Raw genomic sequence first — 23,818 nt, 5'->3', positions numbered from 1 at the left:
TGTCGGAGGCTCCCGTCCATGAGCGATCACGACAACCCCGGCCAGAGGCACCTCAGCGACCACGGCATCGGCGACCACACCACGCACGACCACATCACGCACATCGACTGGGCGGTGCTGGGACCGCTCCTCGAACAGGGCGCCGAGGTCCAGGCGCCGTTCTTCGAAGCGGCGGCGGCCTGGCTGCGCGAGCTGCTCACGGATGCCGATGCCCCCGAGGCCGCCGCGACCGCCGACGCCGGTCCCGACGGCCCCCGCACCGGCCCCCGTACCGGCCCTCGCCCCCACCCCGTACGCCGGATCCTCGACGTCGGCAGTGGACCGGGCGTCACCACCTGCCTCCTGGCCCAAGCCTTCCCCGACGCCGAAGCGGTAGCGGTGGACGCCACCGAAGCCCTCCTGGCGCGCACTCGCGACCGCGCCGCCCGCCTGGGGCTCGGCGACCGCGTCCGCACCCACCTCGCCGAACTCCCGGGCGGGCTCGACGCCCTCGACGGGGCCGACCTCATCTGGTCCAGCAAGGCCCTGCATCACGTCGGCGACCAGCGGGGCGCGGTGGCCGCCCTCGCCGGCCATCTGCGGCCCGGCGGCCTGCTCGCCGTCTTCGAAGGCGGCCTCAACCCCCGCTTCCTGCCGCGTGACATCGGCATCGGCCGCCCGGGGCTGCAGTCCCGCCTGGACGCGGTGGGGGAGGAGGCGTTCACCGAGATGCGGGCGGCGCTGCCGGACGCCGTGGACGCCGTCGAGGACTGGCCGGCCTTCCTCGCCGACGCCGGACTGCGCACCCCGCGCACCCGCAGTTTCCTGCTGGACCTGCCGGCCCCCTTGTCGGCCGAGGCGCGCGAGCACCTTCGCGCCACCCTGCTCCGCAGCGTCGAGGTGTACGGCGACCGTCTCGACGAGGACGACCGTACGACCCTCGGCCGCCTCACCGACCCCGACGACCCCGCGGGCATCACCCGCCGCCCGGACGCCTTCCTGCTGTCGGCCCAGACCGTCCACACGGCCCGCGCGCAGTAGCCATGGCCGGCCTCCTCGCCGTACCGCCGCGTGCCGACTCGCATTCCCGCTGGTCAGTGAACTGCTGTCTTCGTGATGAGCGCGGTGGATCTACCGGCCAGGGTCGCGGCCACGTAGCGATTGATCATGGGTAGCCGGGCCATTCGCAGCGCGGCTCGGCGTACTCGGAGCTGCAACGCGGACTCGGGCAAGAACCAGCGGGCACTGGTACGGCCTGCCTTCTGCCTCTCTTCCGTCACCGGACGGAACAACCGTTCGTACTCCGCCAGAGCCTGGCCGATCGACTGCGCCCGGGCCAGCTGGTCGGCCAGCAGGTATGCGCCGGCGATGCCCAGTGACGCGCCTTGACCAGCGAGCAGCGACACGGCGTAGCAGGCATCCCCGACCAGTACGACCCTTCCCTCGCTCCAGGTGGGCATGTCGATCTGCGCGACCTGGTCGTAGTAGATCTCCGTCGACGGCGGGCACTGGTCGAGCGCCTTGGGCACCACCCAACCCAACCCGCCGTACGAGTCGCGCACGGCCGCCCGGACATCGTCCGGCAACGCCGGATCCGGCGTGCGGTGCACGGCGAAGGCGGCGACGCTACCGTCGCGGAGAGCGTAGAAGCCCATCTGCCTGTCGGCGGTGTCGGTGAGACAGAACAGGCCCCGGGTCGCCGCGTGGATCTCCGGGGCGTCGAAGGAGAAGGCTGCGGTGTGGAAACCGAGGTAACGGAAGAACCGTGACTCTGCCCCGAACACCAGCCGGCGGACGGTCGAATGGATGCCGTCGGCGCCGACAAGAAGGTCGGCTTCGACTTCCGCGCCATCGTCGAGCGTGACCCGAATTCCATCGCCGTGGTCGACCACGGCGACCGGACCGGTACCGAACCGCAGGTCGACCTCCGTCGGCAGGTGTTCGCGCAGCACCCGTTCGAGGTCGGGCCGCATGAGATTCAAGAGGGGGCCGTTGGCGAACTGCTTGGGCTCCACACCGACACGACGGCGGCCGTACTCGTCGATCAGGCTTGCCTCATCCAGCTGGTAGGCGACCTCCTCGATCGCGGGCAGCAGCCCCATCGCCTCGATCGCGTCGTGGCCCGGTCCGAAGAAGTCGATCATGTACCCCTGGGAGCGGGGGCCGGGTGCCCGCTCCAGCAGCACCGCCTCGCCGCCGAGCGCCGACACCCGGTTCGCCAGGGTCAGACCGGCGATCCCGGCCCCGCAGATCACTATTCGCATCCGTGCTCCTCCTTTGCGGTGCTCTCGCTGACAAGCCTGCGCAGGACGGTCACCACGGGCCCGGCGTCCGGGCCGGTGCCCAGCCCGCGATGCAGGAGCAGGCCGTCGACGGCGGCCACCAGGACGGCGGCGGTCTCGTCGGGTGCGGGCACCCCACGCTCGCCCAGCCAGCGGCCGAACCGTTGCTGGAAGACCTCGACCACGTCGCCGATCTGTTCGCGCAGCCGCTCGTCCCTCGTGGCCGCCAGGTACGCCTCGACGGTCAGCAGCGATGTCGGATCGGCCCCGGTGTACTGGTCCACCGACGCGAGTATCGCGTCGACCGCGTCGACAGGGGTACGCGCGGTGTCCAGGAGGGCGTCCAGCTCGGCCAGTGCCCGGCGCATGAGGCCGACCACGGCCTCGTTCAGCAACGCCGACAGGGACGGGAAGTGGTAGTGCACAACGCTCGGCGTCACCCCGGCACGTTCGGCCAGAATTCGCGTGCTCACCGCGGTCCAGCCGCGCTCGGGGATGAGCTCGACTGCGGCGGTCAGCAGCCGCTGCCGTACCTCATGTCCGCGCGCCGCCGCCGAAGATGTCACACGCCCCTCCTTCCAGGGCGGTCGCCCTGATCATTCGTCCTGTACGACTGCCCTGATTCTAGGTGCGACCGGACCCATCGCCATGGGCGGGGACGAGCACGGTCGGCCGGAATCGAGCACATGTTTGTCGACCTCGGTCACCGAGCCGAGGCCGTACAGCTCGGCGAGGTATGGGTGCGCTGCCGCAAGGGCCTCGACGAACCCGCTGGACCCGCAGGCACACAGCAACGTGGCTTACCTGCCTGAAGACTTGTACCAGTCCCTGACCTGCGACAAGGCTTGACGGATAACGCGTGCCTCCACCGCGCGGCCGTGACCGGCGGCGTCAGCGGTGTCACGCCGAGCAGCGCCTGACACCACGTCAGCTCCCCTGTCTCACCCCTCGCTCATCGGCTTCGGGGCGATCACCGCGAAGGTCGCGCCCTGCGGGTCCGTCACCACGGCCATCCGGCCCGCGATCATGTCGAACGGCTCCCTGAGCGCCGAGCCGCCGGCCGCCGTCACCTTGGCGACCGTTCCGTCCGTGTCCGCCACCGCGAAGTACGTCAGCCAGTGGGAGGGTGCGCCGGGCGGCAGATCCGGCGGAAGGGACTGCATGCCGCCGACGGGGCGGCCGTTCACCTTGAGCGCGAAGTAGTCCTCGGCGCCTTTCACGGCCTCGCTGTCGATGCCCAGCGCCGTCTTGTAGAAGGCCGCTGCCGCGTCCTGATGGGTGGTGTTGAGCTCGTTCCAGATCACGGTGCCGTGCTCGTTGACGATGCCGGCGCCGGGGAAGTCGACGGCCTGCCAGATGCCGAACACCGCACCGGTCGGGTCGGCCGCGATGGCCATCCGGCCCAGCGTCGTCACGTCCATGACGGGCATGACCACGGTGCCGCCGGCGGATTCTATGGCCTGCTTGGTGGCGTTCGCGTCGGCCGATGCCAGATAGGTGGTCCATACGGTCGGCGGCGCGGGCTGGTCGTCCATCGGGGTCGCGGCCATGATGCCGGCCACCGGCTTGTCGTCGAGGAGGCACACGGAGTAGCCGCCGTGCTCCGGTGGCCCGATCCCGCCGCTCCAGCCGAAGACGTGGGAGTAGAAGTCGAGGGCGGCTTGCTGGTCGAGGGCCGCGAGATCGACCCAGCAGGGAGTCCCGGGCTGGTAGGGAGCGGTGACGTCGGGCATCGGTGCCTCCTCGGGAGCGGGGCCTGCCCCTTCGGTCTGTGGACCCGTCGAAGGGCCCCTTTCTCCACACTTGCCGCCGCCCGCCGAGCCCGCCACTCGGCGACGCGGCACCGGAACGGCCCGCCCGCCCGGGACAGGGCGAGCGGGCCGTAGGGCCTGACCGGACAGGTCCTCGCCGTCCGCGTCCCGGCCGTCACCGCCGGGTACGGATGCCGATGTCGATGCCGGTCAGCCCAGCTCGAAGGTGGTGGGGCCGGGCCGAGGCGGTTGCCGGAGTCGAGGCCGTCTGCGTGCGCGCTTGTTGTCGAGGGGCACACATTCCGGCTCTGTCGCAGACCTCGGGACGACGAGGCGCTCAGTTCCTGAGGAGGATACGCGTTCGGGGAGGAAGTCGGGACTTGCTCGGCCTTTCCGGATTGATCGACTCGCCAACTCCACCGCTACCGTTCACCGGCTGCCGTCGCGTTTATGGTCGCAAGGTGCGTGACCAACGAAAGAGCCCCTGGCCTGTGTCCGGTTGGGCGGAATTGCGGACTCAGGCCGTCCCTGGTGGGTGAGACAAGCTCCCAGGGACCGCTCCAGAATCAGAAGAACGTCTTGTCCAGGTCGCTTGCGATGAGGGCGCGAATCGCGTTTCCGAAGCCGTTCGCGACTCTCTGGAATCCGGCGTCTCCGGCGAGCAGGATGTCGCCGCTCTCCGCCAGCAGCACGCACTCTTCGGTCTCGAAAGCGGGACCGACCACCAGGACGGGCTCGCCGAGACGTTTGGCGAAGATACGCGCGTTCCTGGGCGTGGCGTGCGTAGCCTCCAGCGTCCTCTCGACCGACGTCGTGACCTCCACCTCCGAATCCCGGAATCGCCAGGTCACGGTGAGTTCGCCGTAGTTCTCAAGGAACTCCCGGAGCTGAGGGGTGACTTCGTACCCGTCCTCGGCGTACCGGCGACAGGCCTCCTCGATGTCCAGCGGGTGGACCTCGAAGTTCGCGGCTCCCGACAGGGCGTCCCGCAGTTTCTGGATCGCCGGTCGCTCAGGGTTGTCGTTCATCCTGTCAAAACCTCTCCCCCGAAATCGGGAACCCACGACTTACAGTTGTCGCACATCTTGAACTTCTTGCCCTTGGTGTTGACGGTTACCAGATCGATGTTCTTTGGATCTGCACCGTCCTTGATCGCATTGGTGAACATCCGCGGCTCTCCGCACACACCAGGCGGGCGTCCGTCCGTGCCTTGCGATTCGTCGGGCATCGCGTCGCTCACGGCCTTCTCGTGGCCGGTCGCCGATCGGCCGCCCATGTGGTGTGGCCCCGGAGAGTCGGGGTGGCCCGCCAGGCGATGGTGTTCGTGGCCGTGTCGACGAGTTCAGTCGGGGTGCCGACGAGATCAGTGACGATCGCGAAGAAGCGGCGGTCGATCTGGTCCTGCGGTGTGTCGGCCGTGGCCGGTGTCGTGATGGTCTCGGTCTGGGCGAGCGGGTGCAGGCCCCGGTGGTCCCAGCTCATGGTGTAGGGGCCAGGGAGGGTGAGGCGATCCTCGACGTCCCAGGTGTAGTGCCACGTGGCGGGCTTTTTCGACAGGCGGGTGATCTGACGTTGCGTGGTGCGGCCTGCGGCGTCGTACTCGTAGCGGACCCGGCCGGCGGTGCTGAGCTGAGTGCCGGTGTACGTGCGGGTGCCAACTGCTGCCTGGCTGCGCCGAATCCTCGGGCTGGGACGCACAGCTGGCTTCCACCGGTGCCAGCTCGGCCACCCCCCTGGGCCATCGGCGGCAGCGCCGCCGTTCTGTACGCCGGCGCGGGCCTGGTCATCGCCTCCCGTCGCCGCGCCGCCAACGGGCACTGACTGGCACCCACACTTACACGCTGCCGCACTGCCGCCTCGCTCCAGCACGGGACCGGCGAACTACCGGAGCGGGGCGGCAGTTACGCACGCTCGGCCTTCGCTGTCAGAGGGGTGGCCGAGAGCGGGTGCCGGATCAGGGCTTGGAAGTACTGCTGCCATGCAGGGGCGGTGCTGCGGCCTCATAGTCCGCGAGCTCTTCGGGCGTCTCCGCGAAGGCTGGGCCGCACCCGAGAGGGAGTCGCTCGACAACCATGGCGACCGCCTCTCCCTTGGTTGTTGCCGGGCCGACCAACTCGTGGCGGAGAGGGCCGGAGATCCAGTAGCCGCCGCCTCTTGCGGGCTGAATTTCGGGAATGTCCCAGCTCCGGCGGCATTCGGTGCAACGACTGAAGTGCAGTTCACCCATGCCGGTCCAAGGGAACAACTGCCGCGGGCGGGGCTCCTGGCAGGCAGCGTCAACCAGTTCATCTCGGACTCGTCCGTCCTCACGAACGGCATGCCAGCCTGCTTCAACGATGTCTCGGCCCTGCGGAGCATCCGTTCCGGGCGTCATCTCGCAGGTCCTGGCAGCAGGGATCCACGTCCCTCGACGCGGTGGTCGACTGCGTTCAATGTCGCATTGAGGAGAGCGGAAGTCGCCCCGGCCTTGTCGGGCGCGGGCGGGGGCGGACGCGGTTGTCACCTGTGATGCGGATCCTTCCGCGTCCGTCCCGCGTACGGTCCGGGCTATGCCGTGGCCGCGGGGGACTGCGCCGTGAAGGCGTCCGCGTGCTCGGCGGCCCACTGGGCGAAGGTGCGGGCCGGGTGGCCGGTGACCTTCTCGACGGTGTCGACGACCGTACGGCTCACCTCCGGGGTGTTCCCGTACGCCTCGATGAGGAAGCCGATCACGTCCTCCGGGTGTCCAATCGCGCGCCACTGCCTCGGTCAGCTCGACCAGGGCGATCTCCCGGTCGCGGGCGGCGGCGAGCGTCGCCACCTTGTCGCCGACGGTCAGCAGTTCGGGACCGGTGATCACGTACTCCTGGCCCCCGTGGCCCTCTTCGGTGAGCGCGACCGCGGCGACGGCGCCGATGTCGCCCTCGTGGACCATGGCGCTGGTCCGCGAGACGAACGGCTCGCGGACCTCGCCCGAGGCCACGAGCCGGTCCGCCCATTCCAGGGCGTTGGCCATGAACTCGACCGGCATGAGCACGGTCCAGTCCACACTGTCGTCGGCACGCACCGCGTCCTCCAGCAGGGACGGTCCGCCGCCGTGCAGCACGGTGACCCGGCGTACGCCGGCCGCGCGGGCCAGCTCCAGGATCCGCGGGCCGCTCTCCAGCGGGGTGAAGCAGGCCCCGCCGAAGGTGATCAGATGGAGGCCGGTGACGCCCTCCAGGGCCGGGATCAGGCTGTCGGGTTCGGCCAGGTCGCCCTGGACGACCTCGACGCCGTCCGGGAGGACGGCGCTCGTGGCATCCCGGGTGAGGGCGCGGACCGCGTGGCCGCGGGCGAGTAGTTCGGCGACGACCTGGCGGCCGACGGTTCCGGTAGCGCCGGTGACAAGAATCTTCTGCTTCTGCGTCATGGAACGACCGTAGGGAGGCTTGCGGTCAGCTTCCGTCCGCAAGCCTTGGGGCAGAAGCGGCGGCAGTAACTGCCCAACGGCCCAGTGATGGACTGCCCGTCCCACGGCTCCTGGAGGCGGCCCTGGGAACGGGGCTGGGCCCCAAACTGCGGCCCAGACTGATTCCGGCCTCGCACCGGACACTTTTCCTCGGCCTCCGTCCGCTGGCCCGCGCGCTTACGGCGTGCCCGGCCACGCTGGGCCGTCAGCCGCGGGCAAACACGGTCGTGCTCGATGAGCGCGGCGCGGGCCAATGGCCGGGCTGGTCGGATCACCTTGAACTCCACAGGCCCGAGGCGTGCTTGATGGATGGTGATGGGTAGCTTCATCGGTTCTCCGGGGCGCGGCGGGTAACGTCGGCGGCGTAGGCAGCCCAGCCCCCAGCTGATTGCTGCTGCCACTGGGCGGCGGCATGCACATGCTTACGGCGGCAGGATCGCCGGCCGCCCGGCTCGGCCCGATCTCGCCTACTGCAGCACCTGGTACGAACGACTGCGACGCGGGGTGTGGGTGACGATCCCGTGACGCTCCATTGCCCGCAGGTGATAGGCCACCGTCGAAGCACTCAACCTGACCTCGTCCGCGATCTCTCGTATGGACGGCGGATAGCCGGCGCTGTCGGTCAGCTCGCGGATGGCTCGCGCGATCCGTATTTGCGGGTGGGCCAGGTAGCCGGCGGTCATGAGCTGGCCTCTTCTGGCTCCCATGCCTGCTGCTTCAGCGCCATACGGGCAGCTGGCGCCCGGCCCGGGATGGTTGCCCAGTACGGATGGGTGGTGATTCGTACGGACAGCCGCTGCAGCGTGCGCCGCAGGACCGTGGTCTGGGCGGGATTCTCTGTCGTGGCGAGCTGCCGGTACGCGGTGTACCAGTCGCGCTGGGCTTGCAGGAGGTCGTCGGGGAAGGCGTAAGGCATCACCCCGAGATTGCATCACATGTTCGAATTATGGTGCAGCGCGCTCACGGGTGAATGTGACGCCGATCGATGTGACTGAGCGCCTCGCTTGGCGGTCGCGTGTCGGAGCTGGCGAGCAGTTGTGGTCGGGTAGCCGAAGCCGTGGTGCGGCACCGGGTGTCCGGCTCGGGTCACTGGGTGGAGATCTTGTGGACGGTGGCGTCGTCGGGGTTCAGTCGTCGCCCGTCCGCGGACAGCACTTCCAGTGCGCGGAGGCGATGTCCCTGTCGGCGGTCGACCAACTGTGAGTGTGCTTCGCCGGGGGCGAAGAAGTTCTGTTCGCCCCACTGCCGCAGTGCCACGATGACGGGGAAGAGCGCCTTGCCCTTCGGAGTCAGCACGTACTCGCGGTAGGCGCTGCCGTCCGAGGCGGGAGCGGATTCGAGGACACCGCCGGCGACCAGGGTGCGCAGACGCGCGGTGAGGATGTTCTTCGCCACGCCGAGGCTGCGCTGGAACTCCCCGAAGCGCCGGCTTCCGTCGAAGGCGTCCCGCACGATCAGCAGGGACCACCAGTCGCCGATCGCGTCCACCGACCGGGCGACGGGACATTCGCTGTCGTCGAAGCGCGTCCTGGTCACCATGGCGTCCCTCACTCTCAATGGTTGCAACATGCTACCAAAAAGGTTACCGTCGCCGTCGCCATTGGTAGCAAGATGAAACCAGATATGCGGGGGAGTGCCGATGCCCGGCAACGGTGAGGCTGTGACACGACGGACCGAGGCCCGAAGCCGGGAAGGTTCCGCGTTCGTCCTGTCCCGTGGCGTCGTCATACTGTTCGCCGTCGCCTGCGGGGCCGCGGTGGCCAACGTCTACTTCTCCCAGCCGCTCCTGGTGACCATGGGCCACGACCTCGCCATGAGCCCGGCGCTTGTCGGCAGCGTGGTCACCCTCACGCATGTCGGATACGGGCTGGGACTCTTCTTCCTCGTGCCGCTGGGCGACGTGGCCGCCCCCAGACGGCTCATCGTGGCCCAGTTGCTGCTCCTGGTGGTGGCGCTGGCCGTGGTAGCCGCCGCCCACACGGCGGCGATCCTGCTCGCGGGCATGGCCGCGACGGGGCTTCTCGCGGTCGTCACGCAGACGCTGGTGGCCTTCGCGGCATCACTGGCCCCTCCCGCCGGGCGCGGACGGGTCGTCGGTCTGGTCACCAGCGGCGTGGTCATCGGAATCCTGCTCGCCCGCACCGCATCCGGCCTCATGGCCGATCTCGCGGGCTGGCGCTCCGTCTACCTCGCCTCGGCGTCGCTCACCGCTCTGCTCGCCCTGATCCTGTACCGAGTGCTGCCACGCCACAGTGACGCTCAGCCGACAACCCTGCGCTACGGACAGCTCCTGCGCTCCACGATCACCCTGTTCGCACGGGAACGACTGCTGCGGCTCCGGGCCCTGTTCGGTCTGCTGATCTTCGCCGCCTTCAGCACCCTCTGGAGCAGCGTCGCGCTGCCGCTCAGCGAGGCCCCGTACTTTCTGCCCCACAGCGCGATCGGGGCGCTGGGGCTGATCGGTGTCGCCGGCGCCCTGGCCGCGACCGTGGCGGGCCGCCTGAACGACCGCGGACTCTCCCGGCGGACCACCGGCATCGCCCTGGCACTGCTCGCCGCCTCCTGGCTGCCCTTGGCCTTCACCCGCAGCTCGCTCTGGGGCCTGGTCGTCGGGGTGATCCTTCTCGACCTCGCCGTGCAGGCGGTCCATGTCACCAACCAGACCCTGGTCTACGCGCTGCACCTGGACGCGGGCAGCCGGCTGATCGGCGGATACATGGTCTTCTACTCGATCGGCAGCGCCACCGGTGCCATCGCCGCGACCTCCCTCTACACGGTGGCCGGCTGGGGCGCCGTATGCGCACTGGGTGCCGCGTTCAGCTGCCTCGGGCTCGTGCTGTGGGCGTTCACTCGACACAGCACCCCGGACCCCGCCGCCAAGGTGACCTCTCGCAGCGAAGCCTGAGCGTCGTCGCCGAACGATGAGTGACGGGCGCGCCGCGGGCCAGAGGACTGTGCGGCCCTCCAGGGAGCGGCGACACAGCTGGCGCATGTTGCTGGGGCCGTAACAGCTGCCTCGGCCGCGTACAGCCCCAGAGCTCCGCATCCAGCGCAGCCCTCGCGTACAGCGCCCTTACCACTTCACCGAAGACGGGATCACCAGCCCGGCCCAACAACTACCCTGCTGTGCCGGGACGGGGTAGTGGGAACTGCGGGGGTCTGGCGACCTGCTTCCCTTCGGGCGGCGGGACACTGCAGTTGGAACCGACAGGACATTCTTGTCGGCACCTGCGGTGCTTTGCCGCGCTTGTTTGCACCGGCCTCGGATCGCCCACCAGCGTCTGACATTGGCAGGAAGTAACTGGCTGAGTGCTCCAGTTGGCCCGGCTGGCCAACTGGAGCACGAACAGGAGACGCTGGGCAGCGCGGCCTCCGCAGAAGCACTGCCCGGTTTCCGGTCAGCTGGTGGCGAGGAGTTCGAGCGTATCGGCCACGCGGTTCGAGAAGCCCCACTCGTTGTCGTACCAGGCGACCACCTTGACGTGGCGGCCGTCGACGCGGGTGAGAGCCGAGTCGAAGATCGACGAGGCCGGATTGCCCGTGATGTCGGACGACACGAGCGGGTCATCCGAGTACTCGAGTACGCCGGCGAGCGGCCCCTGCGCCGCGGCGCGGTACGCCGCCAGCACGTCCTCGCGCGTCACGTCGCGGGCGACGGTCGTGTTGAGTTCGACGATCGAGCCCACCGGAACCGGTACCCGGATCGAGTCGCCCGACAGCTTGCCGGCAAGGTTCGGCAGCACGAGGCCGATCGCCTTGGCGGCGCCCGTCGTGGTCGGCACGATGTTGACAGCGGCGGCGCGGGCGCGTCGCGCGTCGCGGTGCGGACCGTCCTGCAGGTTCTGCTCCTGCGTGTAGGCATGCACCGTCGTCATGAAGCCGTGCTCGATGCCGGCGAGCTCGTCGAGTACCGCGGCCAGCGGCGCAAGCGCGTTGGTCGTGCACGAGGCGTTCGAAACGATCGTGTGCGCGGCCGGGTCGTACGCGTCGGTGTTGACCCCGAACGCGAGCGTGACGTCGGCGCCGTCCGATGGCGCGCTGACGAGCACCTTCCTCGTGCCCGCGTCGAGGTGGGCGCGAGTGGCCGTGGCCGACGTGAAGCGGCCGGTCGCCTCGAGCACGATGTCGACGCCGAGCTCGGCCCACGGCAGCTTCACCGGTTCGCGCTCGGCGAGCACCGTGATGCGACGGCCGTCGACGACGAGGGCGTCCCCGTCGACGGTCACCGGGCGGCCGAGCCGGCCGGCCGTCGTGTCGTAGGCGAGCAGCCGCGCGAGGGTGGTGGGCTCCGTGAGGTCGTTGACGGCGACGACCTCAAGGTTGCTGTCGCGCTCCAGCAGTGCGCGCAGCACATTGCGTCCGATGCGGCCGAATCCGTTGATGGCGATGCGAGTCAAGAGTGGTGTCCCTTCGGTTCGCCACCAGGTTCGCGCGCGGCATCCGCCCCGTGGCAGCGGCGTGAGCGCCACGGTTCGAAAGGATCGCGCCATGCGGCGGCGGGCTACTCGCCCCGGGTGAAGGTGCGCCGGTACTCGCTCGGCGTGGTGCCGAGGATGCGCTGGAAGTGCAGCCGCAGATTCGTACCTGTGCCGAGACCGACGTCGGCGGCGATCTGCTCGACGCTCCGCTCCGAACGTTCGAGCAGCTCGCGGGTCACATCGATCCGGGCGCGCATGACCCACTGCATCGGCGTGCACCCGGTGTCTGTGACGAAGTGCCGCGAGAACGTGCGCGGCGACACCGCCGCATGACGGGCGAGCACCTCCAGGGTGAGTGGCTCGCCGAGCCGGTGCAGCGCCCATTCGCGGGTGGCGGCGAACCGCTCGCCGAGCGGCTCGGGCACGCTGCGCGGCACATACTGCGCCTGTCCGCCGCTGCGGTAGGGGGCCGCGACCAGGCGCCGGGCAGCGTGGTTGGACGCGGCCACTCCGAGGTCGCCGCGCAGAATGTGCAGGCACAGGTCGATGCCGGAGGCGGCGCCGGCCGACGTCAGCACGCTGCCCTCGTCGACGAACAGAACGTTCTCGTCGACCTGAACGAGCGGATGCTTCGCCGCGAGCTCCCGCGTGTAGTGCCAGTGTGTCGTGGCGCGCTTGCCGTCGAGCAGGCCCGTGGCGGCGAGCGCGAAGGCACCCGTCGAGATGGCGGCGAGCCGCGCGCCCCGATCGTGTGCGGCGGTCAGCGCGTCGACGACGGCCTGCGGCGGGTCGTCGTGGTCCGGGAACCGGTAGCCGGGGACGAAGACGGTGTCGGCCCACGCAAGCGCATCGAGGCCGTGGGCGACGTGGTACGACAGGCCGTCGCCGCCGGTCACGAGGCCGGGTGCCGCGCCGCACACCCGCACCTCGTACGGCATGCTCGCGCGGGTCGTGAACACCTGCGCAGGAATACCCACATCGAGAGGCTTCGCGCCTTCGAGCACGAGGACGGCGACGTGATAGAGGGGTGAGACTGGCACGGGGAAGAGGGTACGCAGGGGGGCGGGGGGCGGCGCATCAACCCGGTTCCCAAAGCCGCGCAGGTCCGCGGGCACTGTGTCGACATGGGCGCGGACATCGCGCGGTTCCACCTTGCGTGACCAGGTTCCAACTGACGCGTCACGGCTCACCTGCCCGCCAACCGAAATGCTCAGCCCGGCCGACTCAAGCGCACATCCGCCAACTGAGCCGCTCAGTCACAACCGATGGGCGGCCATGTCGATTCCTACCCGGCCAGGCGGCGCGTCGGAGACGACCGTCGCACGTGAGTACTTCTACGGATAGCGGACCGCCACCGCGATCAACAGGATGACTCCGTGACTGAACACGAGGGTTGCCCCCAAGCCCCTGATGCCGGCCGGGCCGTTCCCGGCGATGAGCACTGACGAATCGCGCGCCGTTGCACCATCGTAGGCACTGTTCTCGACGTCGATGAGCAAGGCTTCGGCTCCGTCCTTCAGGCCCATAGAAGAGGGATGAGGAGCCATGCTGATTGGTGTGACTCACCACGTTACAGATCCGGAGAAGTTTTGCCGCAGCCGAGGAACGCTGGGGAATCTCCCGGAAGGCCTCATGTGCCACCAGGGCAGCATCGAGACGGCCTTGCGGTGTCCCGCGGCCTCCTCGGGGTTCAGCACCCCGACGTTGGCGTAGCCGGACAGCCGTGCCATGGGTCTCCGTCCGTTCGGGAACGCGGCCACCTGCCGCTTAGCGGCCACATAGCTCCGTAATAGGCCAATGTCTGGCTATCTCGTATCGTCCCTCTCGCCATGTGAGAAAGGTGTATTTCCTCAGGCCACCCCGGTAAAAGCTTGAGCGGCCTCGCGCACCGACTGCGCGTCACGTCGTGCACGAGCGGCATCAAGAACCCTCCGCGCGTCACAGCGGCGGTGCCCCAGCCACCGCGACCACCGTTGACGTCCCGCCAGTGAGAAACTCCGCCGCTGCCACCGAGCTGCGGGCAGCGGCGGAGTCGCCGGGACCAGATCACACGTCGAACGTGGCAGGGTCAGGCCCCAGACGCTTGCCCTCGTCCAGCGCGGCGATCACGCTCAGGTCCTCGTCGTCCAGCTCGAAGTCGAAGACGTCGATGTTCTCCTTGATCCGGGACGCGGTCGCGGACTTGGGGATGACGACATTGCCGAGCTGGAGGTGCCAGCGCAGGACCACCTGGGCGGGGGTCTTGCCGTGCTTCGCGGCGAGCTCGGCGATCTTCGGGTCGCTGAGGAGGCCCTTACCCTGGCCCAGCGGCGACCATGCCTCGGTGGCGATGCCGTGCCGGGCGTGGAAGGCGCGGGACTCGGCCTGCTGGAGCTGCGGGTGCAGCTCGATCTGGTTGACGGCCGGCACGACCGAGGTCTCGCCCAGCAGCCGCTCCAGGTGCTCGGGCAGGAAGTTCGAGACACCGATCGCCTTCGCGCGACCGCTCTTCGCGATCTCCTCGAAGGTCCGCCAGATGGTGAGGTAGTCGTCGCGCATCGCGCGCGGCCAGTGAATCAGGTAGAGGTCGATGTAATCGAGCCCAAGCTTGTCGAGGGACAAGTCGAACTCGCGGAGGACGCTGTCCCGCGTCCATGTTTCGGAGGCACTGTTCCAGAGCTTGGTGGTGAGGAACAGTTCGTCACGGGGGATGCCCGATGCGGTGAGGGCCTTTCCGGTGCCCTCTTCGTTGCCGTAGATCGCCGCGGTGTCGATGCTGCGGTATCCGGCGGACAGGGCGTGGTTGACGGCGGTGAACGCCTCGTCGTCGGGGATCTGCCAGACGCCGAACCCGAGCTGCGGCATCGTGGTGCCGTTGTTGAGCGTGATGGAGGGGACCTTGCTCACGGGGGATTCGATCCTTACGTCGACTTCTTGTGCTGGTGTACCGGCTGTCCGGAGATGAGCCGGCTGTAGTCGTCAACGATCATCCGCCGTTATGCATTCCCGCGCATCCTCACGATTGCGGATTACCCCGTATTTTCCCGGGGCCGGTCACCGCGCCCACTCGCAGAGGGTGAAGGCGCCGGCGCAGAGCACCGCCAGCCCGGTGACAAGTTCGAGGGCGCCGACCAGCCCGGGGAGCCCGCCCGGGTCCGGCGACCCGCCAGGCCGAGGCCGGCGGAGACGGTCCCGACCGGCCACGTCAGACCGCCGCGGGCGAAGGCCGACGCGCTGCCGGCCCAGGCCAGCGCGAGCGGCGTACGGAGCCGGAGCCGGGCGAGCAGCGTACGGCCAGGCAGCAGGCGGGGAGAGAGAAGCAGCAGCAGACCGGCCGCCCCGGTGAGCGCGGGCAGCCCCTGGACCAGGAGTCTGCTGGGCGGGCGCGGACCGGGCGTCCGGCGCCGGGACGGTACGGCTCCGCCACACGGGGGAGCGCCGGGTCCCTGCTGAGGCCGCTCCTGTCACGCGTCCGATACGGCGCGCGTTACGCGTCCGATACGGCTCCCACGTCCGATACGGCTCCCGTCACGTCCGATACAGCGCGTCCACCTCGACCGAGTACGCCCCCTCGATCGCCTTCCGCTTGAGCTTCAGGGACGGCGTCAGCAGACCGTGTTCCTCGCTGAACTGGTGGGCCAGTATCCGGAAGGTACGGATCGACTCGGCCTGTGACACCTGTGTGTTGGCGGCGACCACGGCCCGTCGGATCTCCGTTTCGAGATCCGGGTCGCGCACCAGGTCCGTCGGCGGCATCTCCGGCTTGCCGCGCATGGTCAGCCAGTGCGCGACCGCCTCCGGGTCCAGCGTCACCAGCGCGGCGATGAACGGCCGGTCATTGCCGACCACGATGCACTGCGCCACCAGCGGATGCGCCCGCACCCGCTCCTCCAGCACCACCGGCGAGACCGTCTTGCCACCCGAGGTGACCAGGATTTCCTTCTTGCGCCCGGTGATCGTCAGATACCCGTCCTCGTCCAGGGACCCCAGGTCACCGGTGGCGAACCAGCCGTCGTGCAGCACGGCGTCGGTCGCCTTCGGGTCGTCGTGGTAGCCCTGGAACACCTGGCCGCCGTAGAGCCAGACCTCGCCGTCCTCCGCGATATGCACGGTGGTGCCGGGAACGGGGACGCCGACGGTGCCGTAACGGGTCCGCTCGGGCGGGTTCGCGGTGGCGGCCGCGGTGCTCTCCGTAAGGCCGTAGCCCTCGTAGATCGTCACGCCCGCGCCGGCGAAGAACAGCCCGAGCCGGCGCTCCATCGCCGAGCCGCCGGACATCGCGTGCCGGACGCGGCCGCCCATCGCCTCGCGGACCTTGCTGTAGACGAGCTTGTCGAAGAGCTGATGCTGCATGCGCAGTGCCGCGCTGGGGCCGGACGCGATACCGAACGCCTTGTGCTCCAGCGCCTCGGCGTAGCGCACCGCGACGTCCACGGCCTTGTCGAAGGGCCCCACCTTGCCGTCCGCCTCCGCCTTCCGGCGGGCCGCGGCGAAGACCTTCTCGAAGATGTACGGCACCGCCAGGATGAACGTCGGCCGGAAGGTCTGCAGATCGGGCAGGAGCGCGCGGGCGGCGAGTTCGGGCTGGTGGGCCAGCTTGACCCGGCCCCGGATGGCGGCGACCTGGACCATCCGCCCGAAGACGTGCGCGAGGGGGAGGAAGAGCAGGGTGGCCGCCTCGTCGCCCGGCTTCGAGTGGAAGACCGTCTCGTAGCGCATCACGATGTTGTCCGCCTCGGACATGAAATTGGCGTGGGTGATCACGCAGCCCTTGGGGCGGCCGGTGGTGCCCGAGGTGTAGATGATGGTCGCGACGGCATCCGCGGTGACGGCCATCCGGTGCCGGTGCACCACATCGTCCTCGATATGCGCACCGGCCGCGGTCAGTTCGGCGATCGGATCGCAGTCCAGCTGCCACAGCTTCCGGAGCCGGGGGAGCCGGTCGACGACCGAACCGACGGTCATCGCGTGGTCCTCGTGCTCGACCAGGCACGCCGAGACGCCCGCGTTGTGCAGCATCCAGAAGACCTGCTCGGCCGACGAGGTCGGATACAGCGGCACGGACTGGGCGCCGACGGACCACACCGCGAAGTCGAACAGGGTCCACTCGTAGCGGGTACGCGACATGATGCCGACCCGGTCGCCGAACCGGACACCCTGGGCGAGCAGGCCCTTGGCCAGTGCGAGGACCTCGTCCCGGAACTGCTCCGCGGTGACGTTCTCCCACCGCCCCTCGGGGTTCTTACGGGCGAGGGCCACCCGGCCGGGATCGGTGTCGGCGTTGTCGAAGACTGCGTCCGCCAGCCCGCCGACCTGGGGCGCGGTAGCCAGCGGCGGGACGGTGAACTCGCGCAATTCCTCGGCCCTTCATGGTGCTCTCACAGGGCCGCGACCGTACCCCAAGGCGACGACGAGCGGCAGTGCCTTACCACGGACCGGAACCGGTGGTGCGGGAACTGGCCAACGGGCGAAATTGGGTTACTCCGGGTAAGGAGGGACATGATCCGGCCACTTGGACGCCGAAAAATCACCATGCCGGAACGGAATCTGCACCAAATCTCTGCACTTGCCGCCGGGCGTATCGGCGTTTCGCGCCGTCTGGGTGGTGATTACGGCATATCCATTACGGCATATGCAGCCGGGCCCCGCCCGCGAGGATCGCCTCGGCCAGCGCTTCCGCCGGACCCCGCGCCGCCGTGTCGCGCGGTCCGTGCAGCAGGACGAACTCCACCCCGCCCAGCTCCGGCAGCCCGGCGCGTGGCGGAATCCGGACCAGACCGGGCGGAATCATGCCGAGGGTGTGCGCCATGACGCCCAGGCCCGCCCGGGTCGCCGCGATCAGCCCGTTCAGACTGCCGCTGGTGCAGGCGATCCGCCACTCCCTGCCCGCGCGCTCCAGCGCCTCCAGCGCGCGGGCGCGGGTCACCGCCGGCGTCGGATAGACCACCAGCGGGACCGGCCGCTCCGGATCCAGCCGCAGCCGTTCGGTGCCCACCCACACCAGCCGGTCGCGCCACACCAGCCGCCCGCGCGCCTCCTCCGGGCGCCGCTTGGCGAGTACGAGATCCAGCCGGCCGGCCGCCAGCAGCTGGTGCAGCGTCCCCGACAGCTCGACCGTCAGCTCCAGATCGACCTCGGGATGCTCGCGCCGGAACCCCTCCAGCACCTCCGGCATCCGGGTCAGTACGAAGTCCTCCGATGCGCCGAACCGCAGCCTGCCGCGCAGCCGGGTCCCCGCGAAGAAGCCGGCGGCCCGCTCGTTCGCCTCCAGGATCGTGCCCGCGAAGCCGAGCATCGCCTCGCCGTCCTCGGTCAGCTCCACGGCGTGGGTGTCCCGGACGAACAGCCGCCGCCCGGCGGCCTCCTCCAGCTTCCGTACGTGCTGGCTCACGGTGGACTGCCGCAGCCCGAGACGGTGCGCGGCCTGGGTGAAGCTCAGCGTCTGCGCTGCGGTGAGAAAGGTGCGCAGCTGCGTGGGATCGAACATGGGCTCGCCCTTCCGGTCGGCTGTCAGGGCCTAGCTAGGGCTGGGTGCGACTCATCGGCGACTGATCGCGATCCGACTCATCGGGATCCGACTCATCGGGATCCGACTCATCGCGTGACGAGGTCCATCGCGATTCAAAATGACAGTGACTACGGTAAGCGGGGTTCCCGATCGCCGCTAGGGCGGGCAGTCTGGAGCCGGCGCCGGCCGTACCGACTCCCGTGCTTGACCGGGCCCGGTGCAGGCTGCCGTCCCCCAGCCCCGAACGACGCGAAGAGAGCCCATGCGCCGTCCTTTGATCCCGCTGCCCTCCTGGCTGCCCCTGGACAAATACCTCCTCGCCCTGGTCTCGACCGTCGCTCTGGCAGCCCTGCTGCCGGCGCACGGCTCGGCCGCCACCGTCGCGGACGGCGCCTCCACAGGGGCCGTCGCACTGCTCTTCTTCCTCTACGGCGCCCGGCTCTCCACCCGGGAGGCCCTGGAAGGGCTGCGCCACTGGCGACTCCACCTCACCGTCCTGGCCTGCACCTTCGTGCTCTTCCCGCTGCTCGGACTGGCCGCCCGCGGACTGGTCCCGTACGTCCTGTCGCCCGCCCTCTACACCGGGCTGCTGTTCCTGTGCCTGGTGCCCTCCACCGTCCAGTCCTCGATCGCCTTCACCTCCATCGCCCGCGGCAACGTCGCGGCGGCGATCTGCGCGGGCTCCTTCTCCAGCATCATCGGCGTCGTCCTCACGCCCCTGCTGGCGGCGCTGGTCCTGAACGGCGGCGGCGCCGGATTCTCCGCCCACTCGCTGCTCTCGATCGCCTGCCAGCTCCTCCTCCCCTTCGTGGCCGGGCAGTTGCTGCGGCGCTGGATCGGAGCGGCCCTCACCCGTCACAAGAAGGTCCTCGGCTATGTGGACCGCGGCTCGATACTGCTCGTCGTCTACTCCGCCTTCAGCGCCGGCATGAACGAGGGGATATGGCACCAGGTCTCACCGCTGCGCCTGCTGTGCCTGCTGGGCGTCGAGGCGGTACTGCTCACGCTGATGCTGATCAGCACGACGTACGGTTCGAAGAAGCTGGGCTTCCCCCGCGAGGACCGGATCGCGATCACCTTCGCCGGCTCGAAGAAGAGCCTCGCGGCCGGACTGCCGATGGCCAGTGTGCTCTTCGGCGCGGAGGCCGGGCTTGCCGTGCTGCCGCTGATGCTCTTCCACCAGATGCAGTTGATGGTGTGCGCGGTGCTGGCGAAGCGCTATGCACGGCAGGCGGAGGCGGAGGCCGGCCCCGACGGCGCCCCTGATGCCGCTCCCGAATCCCCTGCTGAATCGCCTGCCGAGTCCCCTTCCGCATCGCCTGCCGACACGCAGGGCGAGCCCGAGCCCAAGGGCGTCGCAGGCGGCGTGCCACGCTAGCCGTGCTTCCGTTCCCGCTCCCGCCCACTGCCTTACGCCACGTCGCACACGTCACACCAGTCCTTTCCCGCGCCCAGTGGCGCACCCACCCGCGAACGCCGGCTCCGCCGTCGTATGGCCGAACGGCGCTCCGAACGGGGCCGCGCCATCGCCGGTGATCTGCCATATATGGCCGCGTGTTCACCGGTGACGATCAGAAGCCAGTACATCCCGCAGCCGTCCGTGCCGAGCACCACGGAATCGTGATCGGAGACCGGCGCCAGCAGCGGCTCGATCTCCTCGGACGGCCGTGGATCGTCGTCCCATTCGTCCCACAACCATGCCTCGGTCAGCGCGAACGGTGCGTCGAGAGCCCGCTCGGCAGCACCGTCCGACCGGTCGTCGGGCAGCGCGGCCAGCGGGACGAGCTCGTAGTCCGGCGGCCCGCCCGCACACCCGTCCGCGATCTCGGCGACGGGGGTGCGGTACGGCTCCGGCAGCGTGAGTGAATCGGTGTCACTGAGCGGGTTGGCATCACTGAGCGTGTCGTCGTTCATGCACACATAGTTACCATCGCCCACTGACAACGCCGCTCCCGCCCGGGTCAGAGCCCCTGGCCGGCAGCACCGCTCCGCTCAGCCCCGGCCGCCCCGACGCACCTCGTCCAGCGACAGCCCGAGGACCAGGTCGCCGGTCGGCCTGGCATCGGCGGCGCGTACGGCGGACAGCTCGGCGTCGGTCAGCGCGTGCCGGTGGACGCGTACTTCGTCCAGCGCACCGGTGAACTGCGCTCGGCTGTCCGGCTTCTGGCCGAGGTGCACGCCGAAGACCGAGCCCTGGCTGACCGACCCGGAGGCGTCCGGGACGACGACGGTGTCGAAGCCGTCCACGGTGAGCAGGAGCAGACCGCCGGCGCGCCGCAGCGCGAGATGGTGCCATGCGCCGTCGTTGTACGCCTTGGTCGTCGCGGCCTGCACGGTGGTGGGTGGTGCGGCGCCGTCAACGGTGGTGAGGTGCGCGGTGATCCGGCCGCCCGCCGGGTCGGCGCGCAGTGCGACCTGCGGGGACCCGCTGCCCACACCGCCCATCCACAGCAGCGGCTGCTCGCCGCTGGTGGCGGTGTAGCGGAACCAGAGCGTGCAGGTGAAGTCGTGGGTGCCGAGCGGGAGGGAGTCGCGGAAAGGCAGGCGTACGGCGTCGTCCTTGCCGTCGAAGGACAGCGCGTCGCCGAAGACGCCGTCGGTGGTGTGTGCGCCGCCCAGTACGAGTGCGGGGCGGGCGCCCCGGGCGTCGTCGCGGGTCGTCGGGTCGGGGCCGCGGCGCGGGCCGAGCCAGTCCTCGGTGAAGCGGGCGAAGCGGATCTCGTCGCGGGCGTCCGCCGTGCCGCCCTCGTAGAGCAGCCCGATGACGTCGGGTGAGATGGCGACCATGTCCGAGTAGCCGGACCAGTCGCCGGTCACCCGTGCGCCCCGGTCGACGCCCTCCCAGGTGCGGCCCTCGTCCCAGGAGGAGCGGATGGTCATGGTCCGGCGCCGATCGGGGTCGGCGGGCGCCGCGAAGAGCGTACGGCTGCCGCCGTCGGTGTAGCGGGACGACGGCAGACGCAGCGCCGAGCCCTGCACCATCGGGCTGTAGAGGTCGGGGATCGCGCGGAACGGCGCGGCGAAGGTGTTGCCGCCGTCGCGGCTGACCGTGGCGTCCCGGTGGCCCAGGTCGGTGCCGTCCTGTTCGCGGCCGTTGACGTAGATCGAGCCGTCGGAGCGTTCCAGGAGCGTCATTTCGGAGGGCTTTTGCCGGAAGGTGCCGTCGTCGGCGATCGGCCAGGTGTCCAGGGCGCCGATCCGCCAGGTGGCGCCGCCGTCGTCGCTGTGGACCAGGGCCGCGTGGTTGGCGGTGACGCGATCGTCCGCGTAGCTCTCGGCGTTGATGCCGAAGACCAGGCGGCCCGCGTGCCGGCCATGGGTGAGCTGGATGCCGTGCACGGGGCCGGTGGCGTACCAGGAGTTCCACTGTGGGGGACGGATGGCGGGGGTCAGATCGCGGGGTGCGGACCAGGTGGCGCCGTCGTCGTCGCTGTACTGGAGGTGCGGGGTGCGGTCGCAGGGCACGTCACAGCTGAGGCCGTCGTCGCGGCCCTTGTTGTAGGTCTCGGCGAGGACGATGTGTCCGGTGCGGTGGTCCACGATGGGGGCGGGATTGCCGTGGGTGTCGCCGTTGCCGTGATTGATGATCTGGAGCGGACCCCAGGTGCGGCCGCCGTCGGTGGAGCGTTTGAGGACGAGGTCGATGTCGCCCGCGTCGCCGCAGTCGTGGGCCCGGCCCTCGGCGAAGGCCAGGAGGGTGCCGCGTACGGACTTCACGACGGCCGGTATGCGGAAGCACGCATAGCCCTGTTCGTGGTCGGCCTTGAAGAGGACCTGCTGGTCGAAGCCGCCCGCCGGGGACGTCGGGGACGCCGGGGCGGGTGTGGCGGGTGCGATGGACACGGTGGATGCGGCGGATGCGGTGGGCGTTTCCGACGTCGCGTCGGACGCGGCCTGTGCGGAGGAGGTCGGGGGGAGGACGAGGGCCGCGGCGGCCAGCCCGGCGAGCACGGCGGCGGCGCGGTGTCGCCGTGGTCTGCTGCCGGGGCTGGGGTGAGCGCGGAGAACTGACGTCATGGTCCGGCCTGCCCTTCGAGGCGTCGGCGACGGGTCATCAGGAAGCCCAGACGGGCCATCAGGACATCCGACGTCCTATGTGCGTTGCGTCGGAAGCTACTGCCGCCCGTGGACCGCGACAAGGAGCCTGCGTCGGTTCTCCGTCCCAGGACGGGAATTCACTCTCCCGGCCCGCGGACACTGCGCCGTGTGCGCTGTGCGGGCCGGGAGTGCGGGGTGCGGTGCGTGCGCTGTGCAGGCCGGCAGCGTGGGGTGCGGTGCATGCGCCGCGTGTGCAGGATGCGCCGTCTGCCCCGCATGTGACCTGGCATTATGGCCGGGGCGTCATGGCCGGAGCACCACCTTGCCGAGATTGGCCCGCGCCTCGATGATCTCGTGCGCCTTCGCGGCGTCGGCCAGCGGCAGTTCGGCATGGACGACCGCCCGCAGCCGCCCGGCACCGGCCAGCTCCCACAGCCGCGCGCGGTGCCGCTCGTACAGCTCCCGATGGACGGTGGAGAAGCGCCGCATCGTCAGCCCGGTGATGGTCTTGGAGCCCGCCAGCAGCTCGTACGCGGGGACTGTGCCGCCACCGGAGTTGAAGAAGATCAGCCGCCCGCCGGGAGCGAGTGCGGCGAGGGCCCGCGGCAGCAGGTCGCCGCCGACACCGTCCAGGACGATATCGACCGGCTCGCCCCAAGGCGCCTCGTCGTACGTCACCACCTCGTCGACCCCGAGCCCGTACAGGAACTCCGCCTTGGCCGTGGAGCTGACCGCGGCCACCACCCGTGACACGCCCTGCAGCTTGGCCAGTTGGACGGCGAGGTGCCCGGTGCCGCTGGCCGCCCCGGTGATCAGCACGGACTCGGCACCGGTCGGCGCGGCGGTGCTCAGCGCGGCGAGCGCGACATGTCCGGGACGGACCAGCGCCACCGCCCGCACCGCGCTCGCGTCGTCGGGGATACGGCTGGCCAGGAAGGCCGGGGCGAGGGCGAGTTCGGCGTACGAGCCGCCGAGGGTGAGCGAGGTGACGCGGTCGCCGACGGCGAATCCGGTGACGTCGGGGCCGAGTGCGACGACCTCACCGGCGATCTCGCCACCGGGCGTGCCCGGCAGCGGATCACCGCCTCCGTCGCCGTCGCCGCGCACCCGCCGCACGCACGGCAGCGTCACGCCGATCGCCTCGGTACGCACCAGCAGTTCGCCGGGGCCGGGGTCGGGTGCCTCGGCCTCCTCGACGCGCAGGACTTCGGGGCCTCCGTAGGCATGGAATCGGACTCGGCGCATGGGGGCACCTCCGGGGGCGTCGATCGGCGCGAACCGATCGGATAGGGATGGGTCGTCGGTCGGAGAGCGGGTGTGGGCAGGGGAGCTCGTGAGCACGTGAGCACATGCGCTCGCGAGACATGCGCTCGCGAGACATGCGCTCGCGAGACATGAGCACGCGAGACGTGACCATGTGAGACGTGAGGGCG

The 23,818-nt window shown here is 70.0% G+C and carries 21 protein-coding genes and 2 pseudogenes; 3 read left to right on the top strand and 20 right to left on the bottom strand.

The annotated features are described in order from the left end of the window. The first annotated feature begins 18 nt into the window (after positions 1 to 18). Positions 19 to 1,020: a class I SAM-dependent methyltransferase gene (locus K9S39_RS10415; RefSeq protein WP_248863072.1), complete on the top strand. Its 1,002-nt coding sequence runs from the start codon at positions 19 to 21 to the stop codon at positions 1,018 to 1,020. A 53-nt stretch (positions 1,021 to 1,073) separates the two neighbouring features. Here K9S39_RS10415 and K9S39_RS10410 read toward each other — a convergent pair whose 3' ends face one another. The 11 genes and pseudogenes from K9S39_RS10410 to K9S39_RS10360 all read right to left on the bottom strand — a co-directional run bounded on the left by K9S39_RS10410 (position 1,074) and on the right by K9S39_RS10360 (position 8,981). After that, positions 1,074 to 2,243, bottom strand: a complete 1,170-nt coding sequence (locus K9S39_RS10410) for an FAD-dependent monooxygenase (RefSeq protein WP_248863071.1) — start codon at positions 2,241 to 2,243, stop codon at positions 1,074 to 1,076. Further along, positions 2,234 to 2,827, bottom strand: coding sequence for a TetR/AcrR family transcriptional regulator (locus K9S39_RS10405; protein ID WP_248863070.1), 594 nt, complete (start codon positions 2,825 to 2,827; stop codon positions 2,234 to 2,236). The genes K9S39_RS10410 and K9S39_RS10405 overlap by 10 nt, the downstream gene beginning before the upstream one ends. A 375-nt stretch (positions 2,828 to 3,202) precedes the next feature. After that, positions 3,203 to 3,994: a VOC family protein gene (locus tag K9S39_RS10400; protein ID WP_248863069.1), complete on the bottom strand. Its 792-nt coding sequence runs from the start codon at positions 3,992 to 3,994 to the stop codon at positions 3,203 to 3,205. 584 nt (positions 3,995 to 4,578) lie between these two features. Next, a complete protein-coding gene (locus K9S39_RS10395; protein ID WP_248863068.1) occupies positions 4,579 to 5,040 on the bottom strand; it encodes an SUKH-3 domain-containing protein in 462 nt (153 codons plus the stop codon). Then, a complete protein-coding gene (locus K9S39_RS10390) occupies positions 5,037 to 5,252 on the bottom strand; it encodes a hypothetical protein (protein ID WP_248863067.1) in 216 nt (71 codons plus the stop codon). The genes K9S39_RS10395 and K9S39_RS10390 overlap by 4 nt, the downstream gene beginning before the upstream one ends. Then, entirely contained in the window at positions 5,249 to 5,710 is a 462-nt protein-coding gene (locus K9S39_RS10385) for a hypothetical protein (protein ID WP_406707900.1), read from the bottom strand. The genes K9S39_RS10390 and K9S39_RS10385 overlap by 4 nt, the downstream gene beginning before the upstream one ends. Positions 5,711 to 5,966: 256 nt before the next feature. After that, a pseudogene (locus K9S39_RS10380) lies at positions 5,967 to 6,341 on the bottom strand (DUF6193 family natural product biosynthesis protein); the annotation flags it as partial. Between the two features lie 218 nt (positions 6,342 to 6,559). Next, positions 6,560 to 7,403: pseudogene (locus K9S39_RS10375) on the bottom strand (SDR family oxidoreductase). Positions 7,404 to 7,909: 506 nt separating this feature from the next. After that, positions 7,910 to 8,125 (bottom strand): LexA family protein, encoded by a 216-nt coding sequence (locus K9S39_RS10370; RefSeq protein ID WP_248863065.1) that lies wholly within the window; start codon positions 8,123 to 8,125, stop codon positions 7,910 to 7,912. Continuing rightward, entirely contained in the window at positions 8,122 to 8,358 is a 237-nt protein-coding gene (locus tag K9S39_RS10365; protein ID WP_406707899.1) for a hypothetical protein, read from the bottom strand. Before K9S39_RS10365 ends, K9S39_RS10370 begins: the two co-directional genes overlap by 4 nt. A gap of 170 nt (positions 8,359 to 8,528) precedes the next feature. Continuing rightward, on the bottom strand, positions 8,529 to 8,981 hold the full coding sequence (locus tag K9S39_RS10360) for a winged helix-turn-helix transcriptional regulator (protein ID WP_248863063.1): 453 nt from the start codon (positions 8,979 to 8,981) through the stop codon (positions 8,529 to 8,531). A 100-nt stretch (positions 8,982 to 9,081) separates the two neighbouring features. Here K9S39_RS10360 and K9S39_RS10355 point away from each other — a divergent pair, with 100 nt between their 5' ends. Further along, complete coding sequence (locus K9S39_RS10355; RefSeq protein WP_248863062.1) at positions 9,082 to 10,347, top strand: MFS transporter; 1,266 nt, start codon at positions 9,082 to 9,084, stop codon at positions 10,345 to 10,347. Between the two features lie 493 nt (positions 10,348 to 10,840). On the opposite strand, the gene gap is transcribed toward K9S39_RS10355, so the two are convergent. From gap to K9S39_RS10325, 6 genes are all read right to left on the bottom strand, one after another. Further along, the gene (gene gap, locus K9S39_RS10350; RefSeq protein ID WP_248863061.1) at positions 10,841 to 11,839 is read right to left on the bottom strand and encodes a type I glyceraldehyde-3-phosphate dehydrogenase; all 999 of its coding nucleotides are present in this window, start codon (positions 11,837 to 11,839) and stop codon (positions 10,841 to 10,843) included. A gap of 104 nt (positions 11,840 to 11,943) precedes the next feature. After that, complete coding sequence (locus K9S39_RS10345; RefSeq protein ID WP_248863060.1) at positions 11,944 to 12,900, bottom strand: GlxA family transcriptional regulator; 957 nt, start codon at positions 12,898 to 12,900, stop codon at positions 11,944 to 11,946. 294 nt (positions 12,901 to 13,194) lie between these two features. Beyond that, complete coding sequence (locus K9S39_RS10340) at positions 13,195 to 13,386, bottom strand: hypothetical protein (RefSeq protein ID WP_248863059.1); 192 nt, start codon at positions 13,384 to 13,386, stop codon at positions 13,195 to 13,197. A gap of 520 nt (positions 13,387 to 13,906) precedes the next feature. Then, on the bottom strand, positions 13,907 to 14,746 hold the full coding sequence (locus K9S39_RS10335) for an aldo/keto reductase (protein ID WP_283112298.1): 840 nt from the start codon (positions 14,744 to 14,746) through the stop codon (positions 13,907 to 13,909). 621 nt (positions 14,747 to 15,367) lie between these two features. Next, positions 15,368 to 17,194, bottom strand: a complete 1,827-nt coding sequence (locus tag K9S39_RS10330; protein ID WP_248863058.1) for an AMP-dependent synthetase/ligase — start codon at positions 17,192 to 17,194, stop codon at positions 15,368 to 15,370. Between the two features lie 268 nt (positions 17,195 to 17,462). Then, the gene (locus tag K9S39_RS10325; RefSeq protein ID WP_248863057.1) at positions 17,463 to 18,326 is read right to left on the bottom strand and encodes a LysR substrate-binding domain-containing protein; all 864 of its coding nucleotides are present in this window, start codon (positions 18,324 to 18,326) and stop codon (positions 17,463 to 17,465) included. 283 nt (positions 18,327 to 18,609) lie between these two features. Here K9S39_RS10325 and K9S39_RS10320 point away from each other — a divergent pair, with 283 nt between their 5' ends. Next, complete coding sequence (locus K9S39_RS10320; RefSeq protein WP_248863056.1) at positions 18,610 to 19,725, top strand: bile acid:sodium symporter family protein; 1,116 nt, start codon at positions 18,610 to 18,612, stop codon at positions 19,723 to 19,725. A 32-nt stretch (positions 19,726 to 19,757) separates the two neighbouring features. On the opposite strand, the gene K9S39_RS10315 is transcribed toward K9S39_RS10320, so the two are convergent. From K9S39_RS10315 to K9S39_RS10305, 3 genes are all read right to left on the bottom strand, one after another. Next, a complete protein-coding gene (locus K9S39_RS10315; protein WP_248863055.1) occupies positions 19,758 to 20,261 on the bottom strand; it encodes a hypothetical protein in 504 nt (167 codons plus the stop codon). Between the two features lie 78 nt (positions 20,262 to 20,339). Next, entirely contained in the window at positions 20,340 to 22,364 is a 2,025-nt protein-coding gene (locus tag K9S39_RS10310) for an exo-alpha-sialidase (protein ID WP_248863054.1), read from the bottom strand. A 324-nt stretch (positions 22,365 to 22,688) separates the two neighbouring features. Beyond that, the gene (locus tag K9S39_RS10305) at positions 22,689 to 23,630 is read right to left on the bottom strand and encodes a quinone oxidoreductase family protein (protein ID WP_248863053.1); all 942 of its coding nucleotides are present in this window, start codon (positions 23,628 to 23,630) and stop codon (positions 22,689 to 22,691) included. Positions 23,631 to 23,818 lie beyond the last annotated feature (188 nt).

The organism is Streptomyces halobius, assembly GCF_023277745.1.
GTDB lineage: Bacteria > Actinomycetota > Actinomycetes > Streptomycetales > Streptomycetaceae > Streptomyces > Streptomyces halobius.
This window is presented reverse-complemented; position numbering and strand designations above follow the sequence as displayed.

Coding starts and splice junctions, on each gene's coding strand:
- K9S39_RS10360 (WP_248863063.1), bottom strand. CDS start 8,981: ATGGTGACCAGGACGCGCTTCGACGACAGCGAATGTCCCGTCGCCCGG.
- K9S39_RS10370 (WP_248863065.1), bottom strand. CDS start 8,125: ATGACCGCCGGCTACCTGGCCCACCCGCAAATACGGATCGCGCGAGCC.
- K9S39_RS10400 (WP_248863069.1), bottom strand. CDS start 3,994: ATGCCCGACGTCACCGCTCCCTACCAGCCCGGGACTCCCTGCTGGGTC.
- K9S39_RS10305 (WP_248863053.1), bottom strand. CDS start 23,630: ATGCGCCGAGTCCGATTCCATGCCTACGGAGGCCCCGAAGTCCTGCGC.
- K9S39_RS10410 (WP_248863071.1), bottom strand. CDS start 2,243: ATGCGAATAGTGATCTGCGGGGCCGGGATCGCCGGTCTGACCCTGGCG.
- K9S39_RS10395 (WP_248863068.1), bottom strand. CDS start 5,040: ATGAACGACAACCCTGAGCGACCGGCGATCCAGAAACTGCGGGACGCC.
- K9S39_RS10340 (WP_248863059.1), bottom strand. CDS start 13,386: ATGGGCCTGAAGGACGGAGCCGAAGCCTTGCTCATCGACGTCGAGAAC.
- K9S39_RS10355 (WP_248863062.1), top strand. CDS start 9,082: ATGCCCGGCAACGGTGAGGCTGTGACACGACGGACCGAGGCCCGAAGC.
- K9S39_RS10325 (WP_248863057.1), bottom strand. CDS start 18,326: ATGTTCGATCCCACGCAGCTGCGCACCTTTCTCACCGCAGCGCAGACG.
- K9S39_RS10320 (WP_248863056.1), top strand. CDS start 18,610: ATGCGCCGTCCTTTGATCCCGCTGCCCTCCTGGCTGCCCCTGGACAAA.
- K9S39_RS10315 (WP_248863055.1), bottom strand. CDS start 20,261: ATGAACGACGACACGCTCAGTGATGCCAACCCGCTCAGTGACACCGAT.
- K9S39_RS10415 (WP_248863072.1), top strand. CDS start 19: ATGAGCGATCACGACAACCCCGGCCAGAGGCACCTCAGCGACCACGGC.
- K9S39_RS10365 (WP_406707899.1), bottom strand. CDS start 8,358: ATGCCTTACGCCTTCCCCGACGACCTCCTGCAAGCCCAGCGCGACTGG.
- K9S39_RS10310 (WP_248863054.1), bottom strand. CDS start 22,364: ATGACGTCAGTTCTCCGCGCTCACCCCAGCCCCGGCAGCAGACCACGG.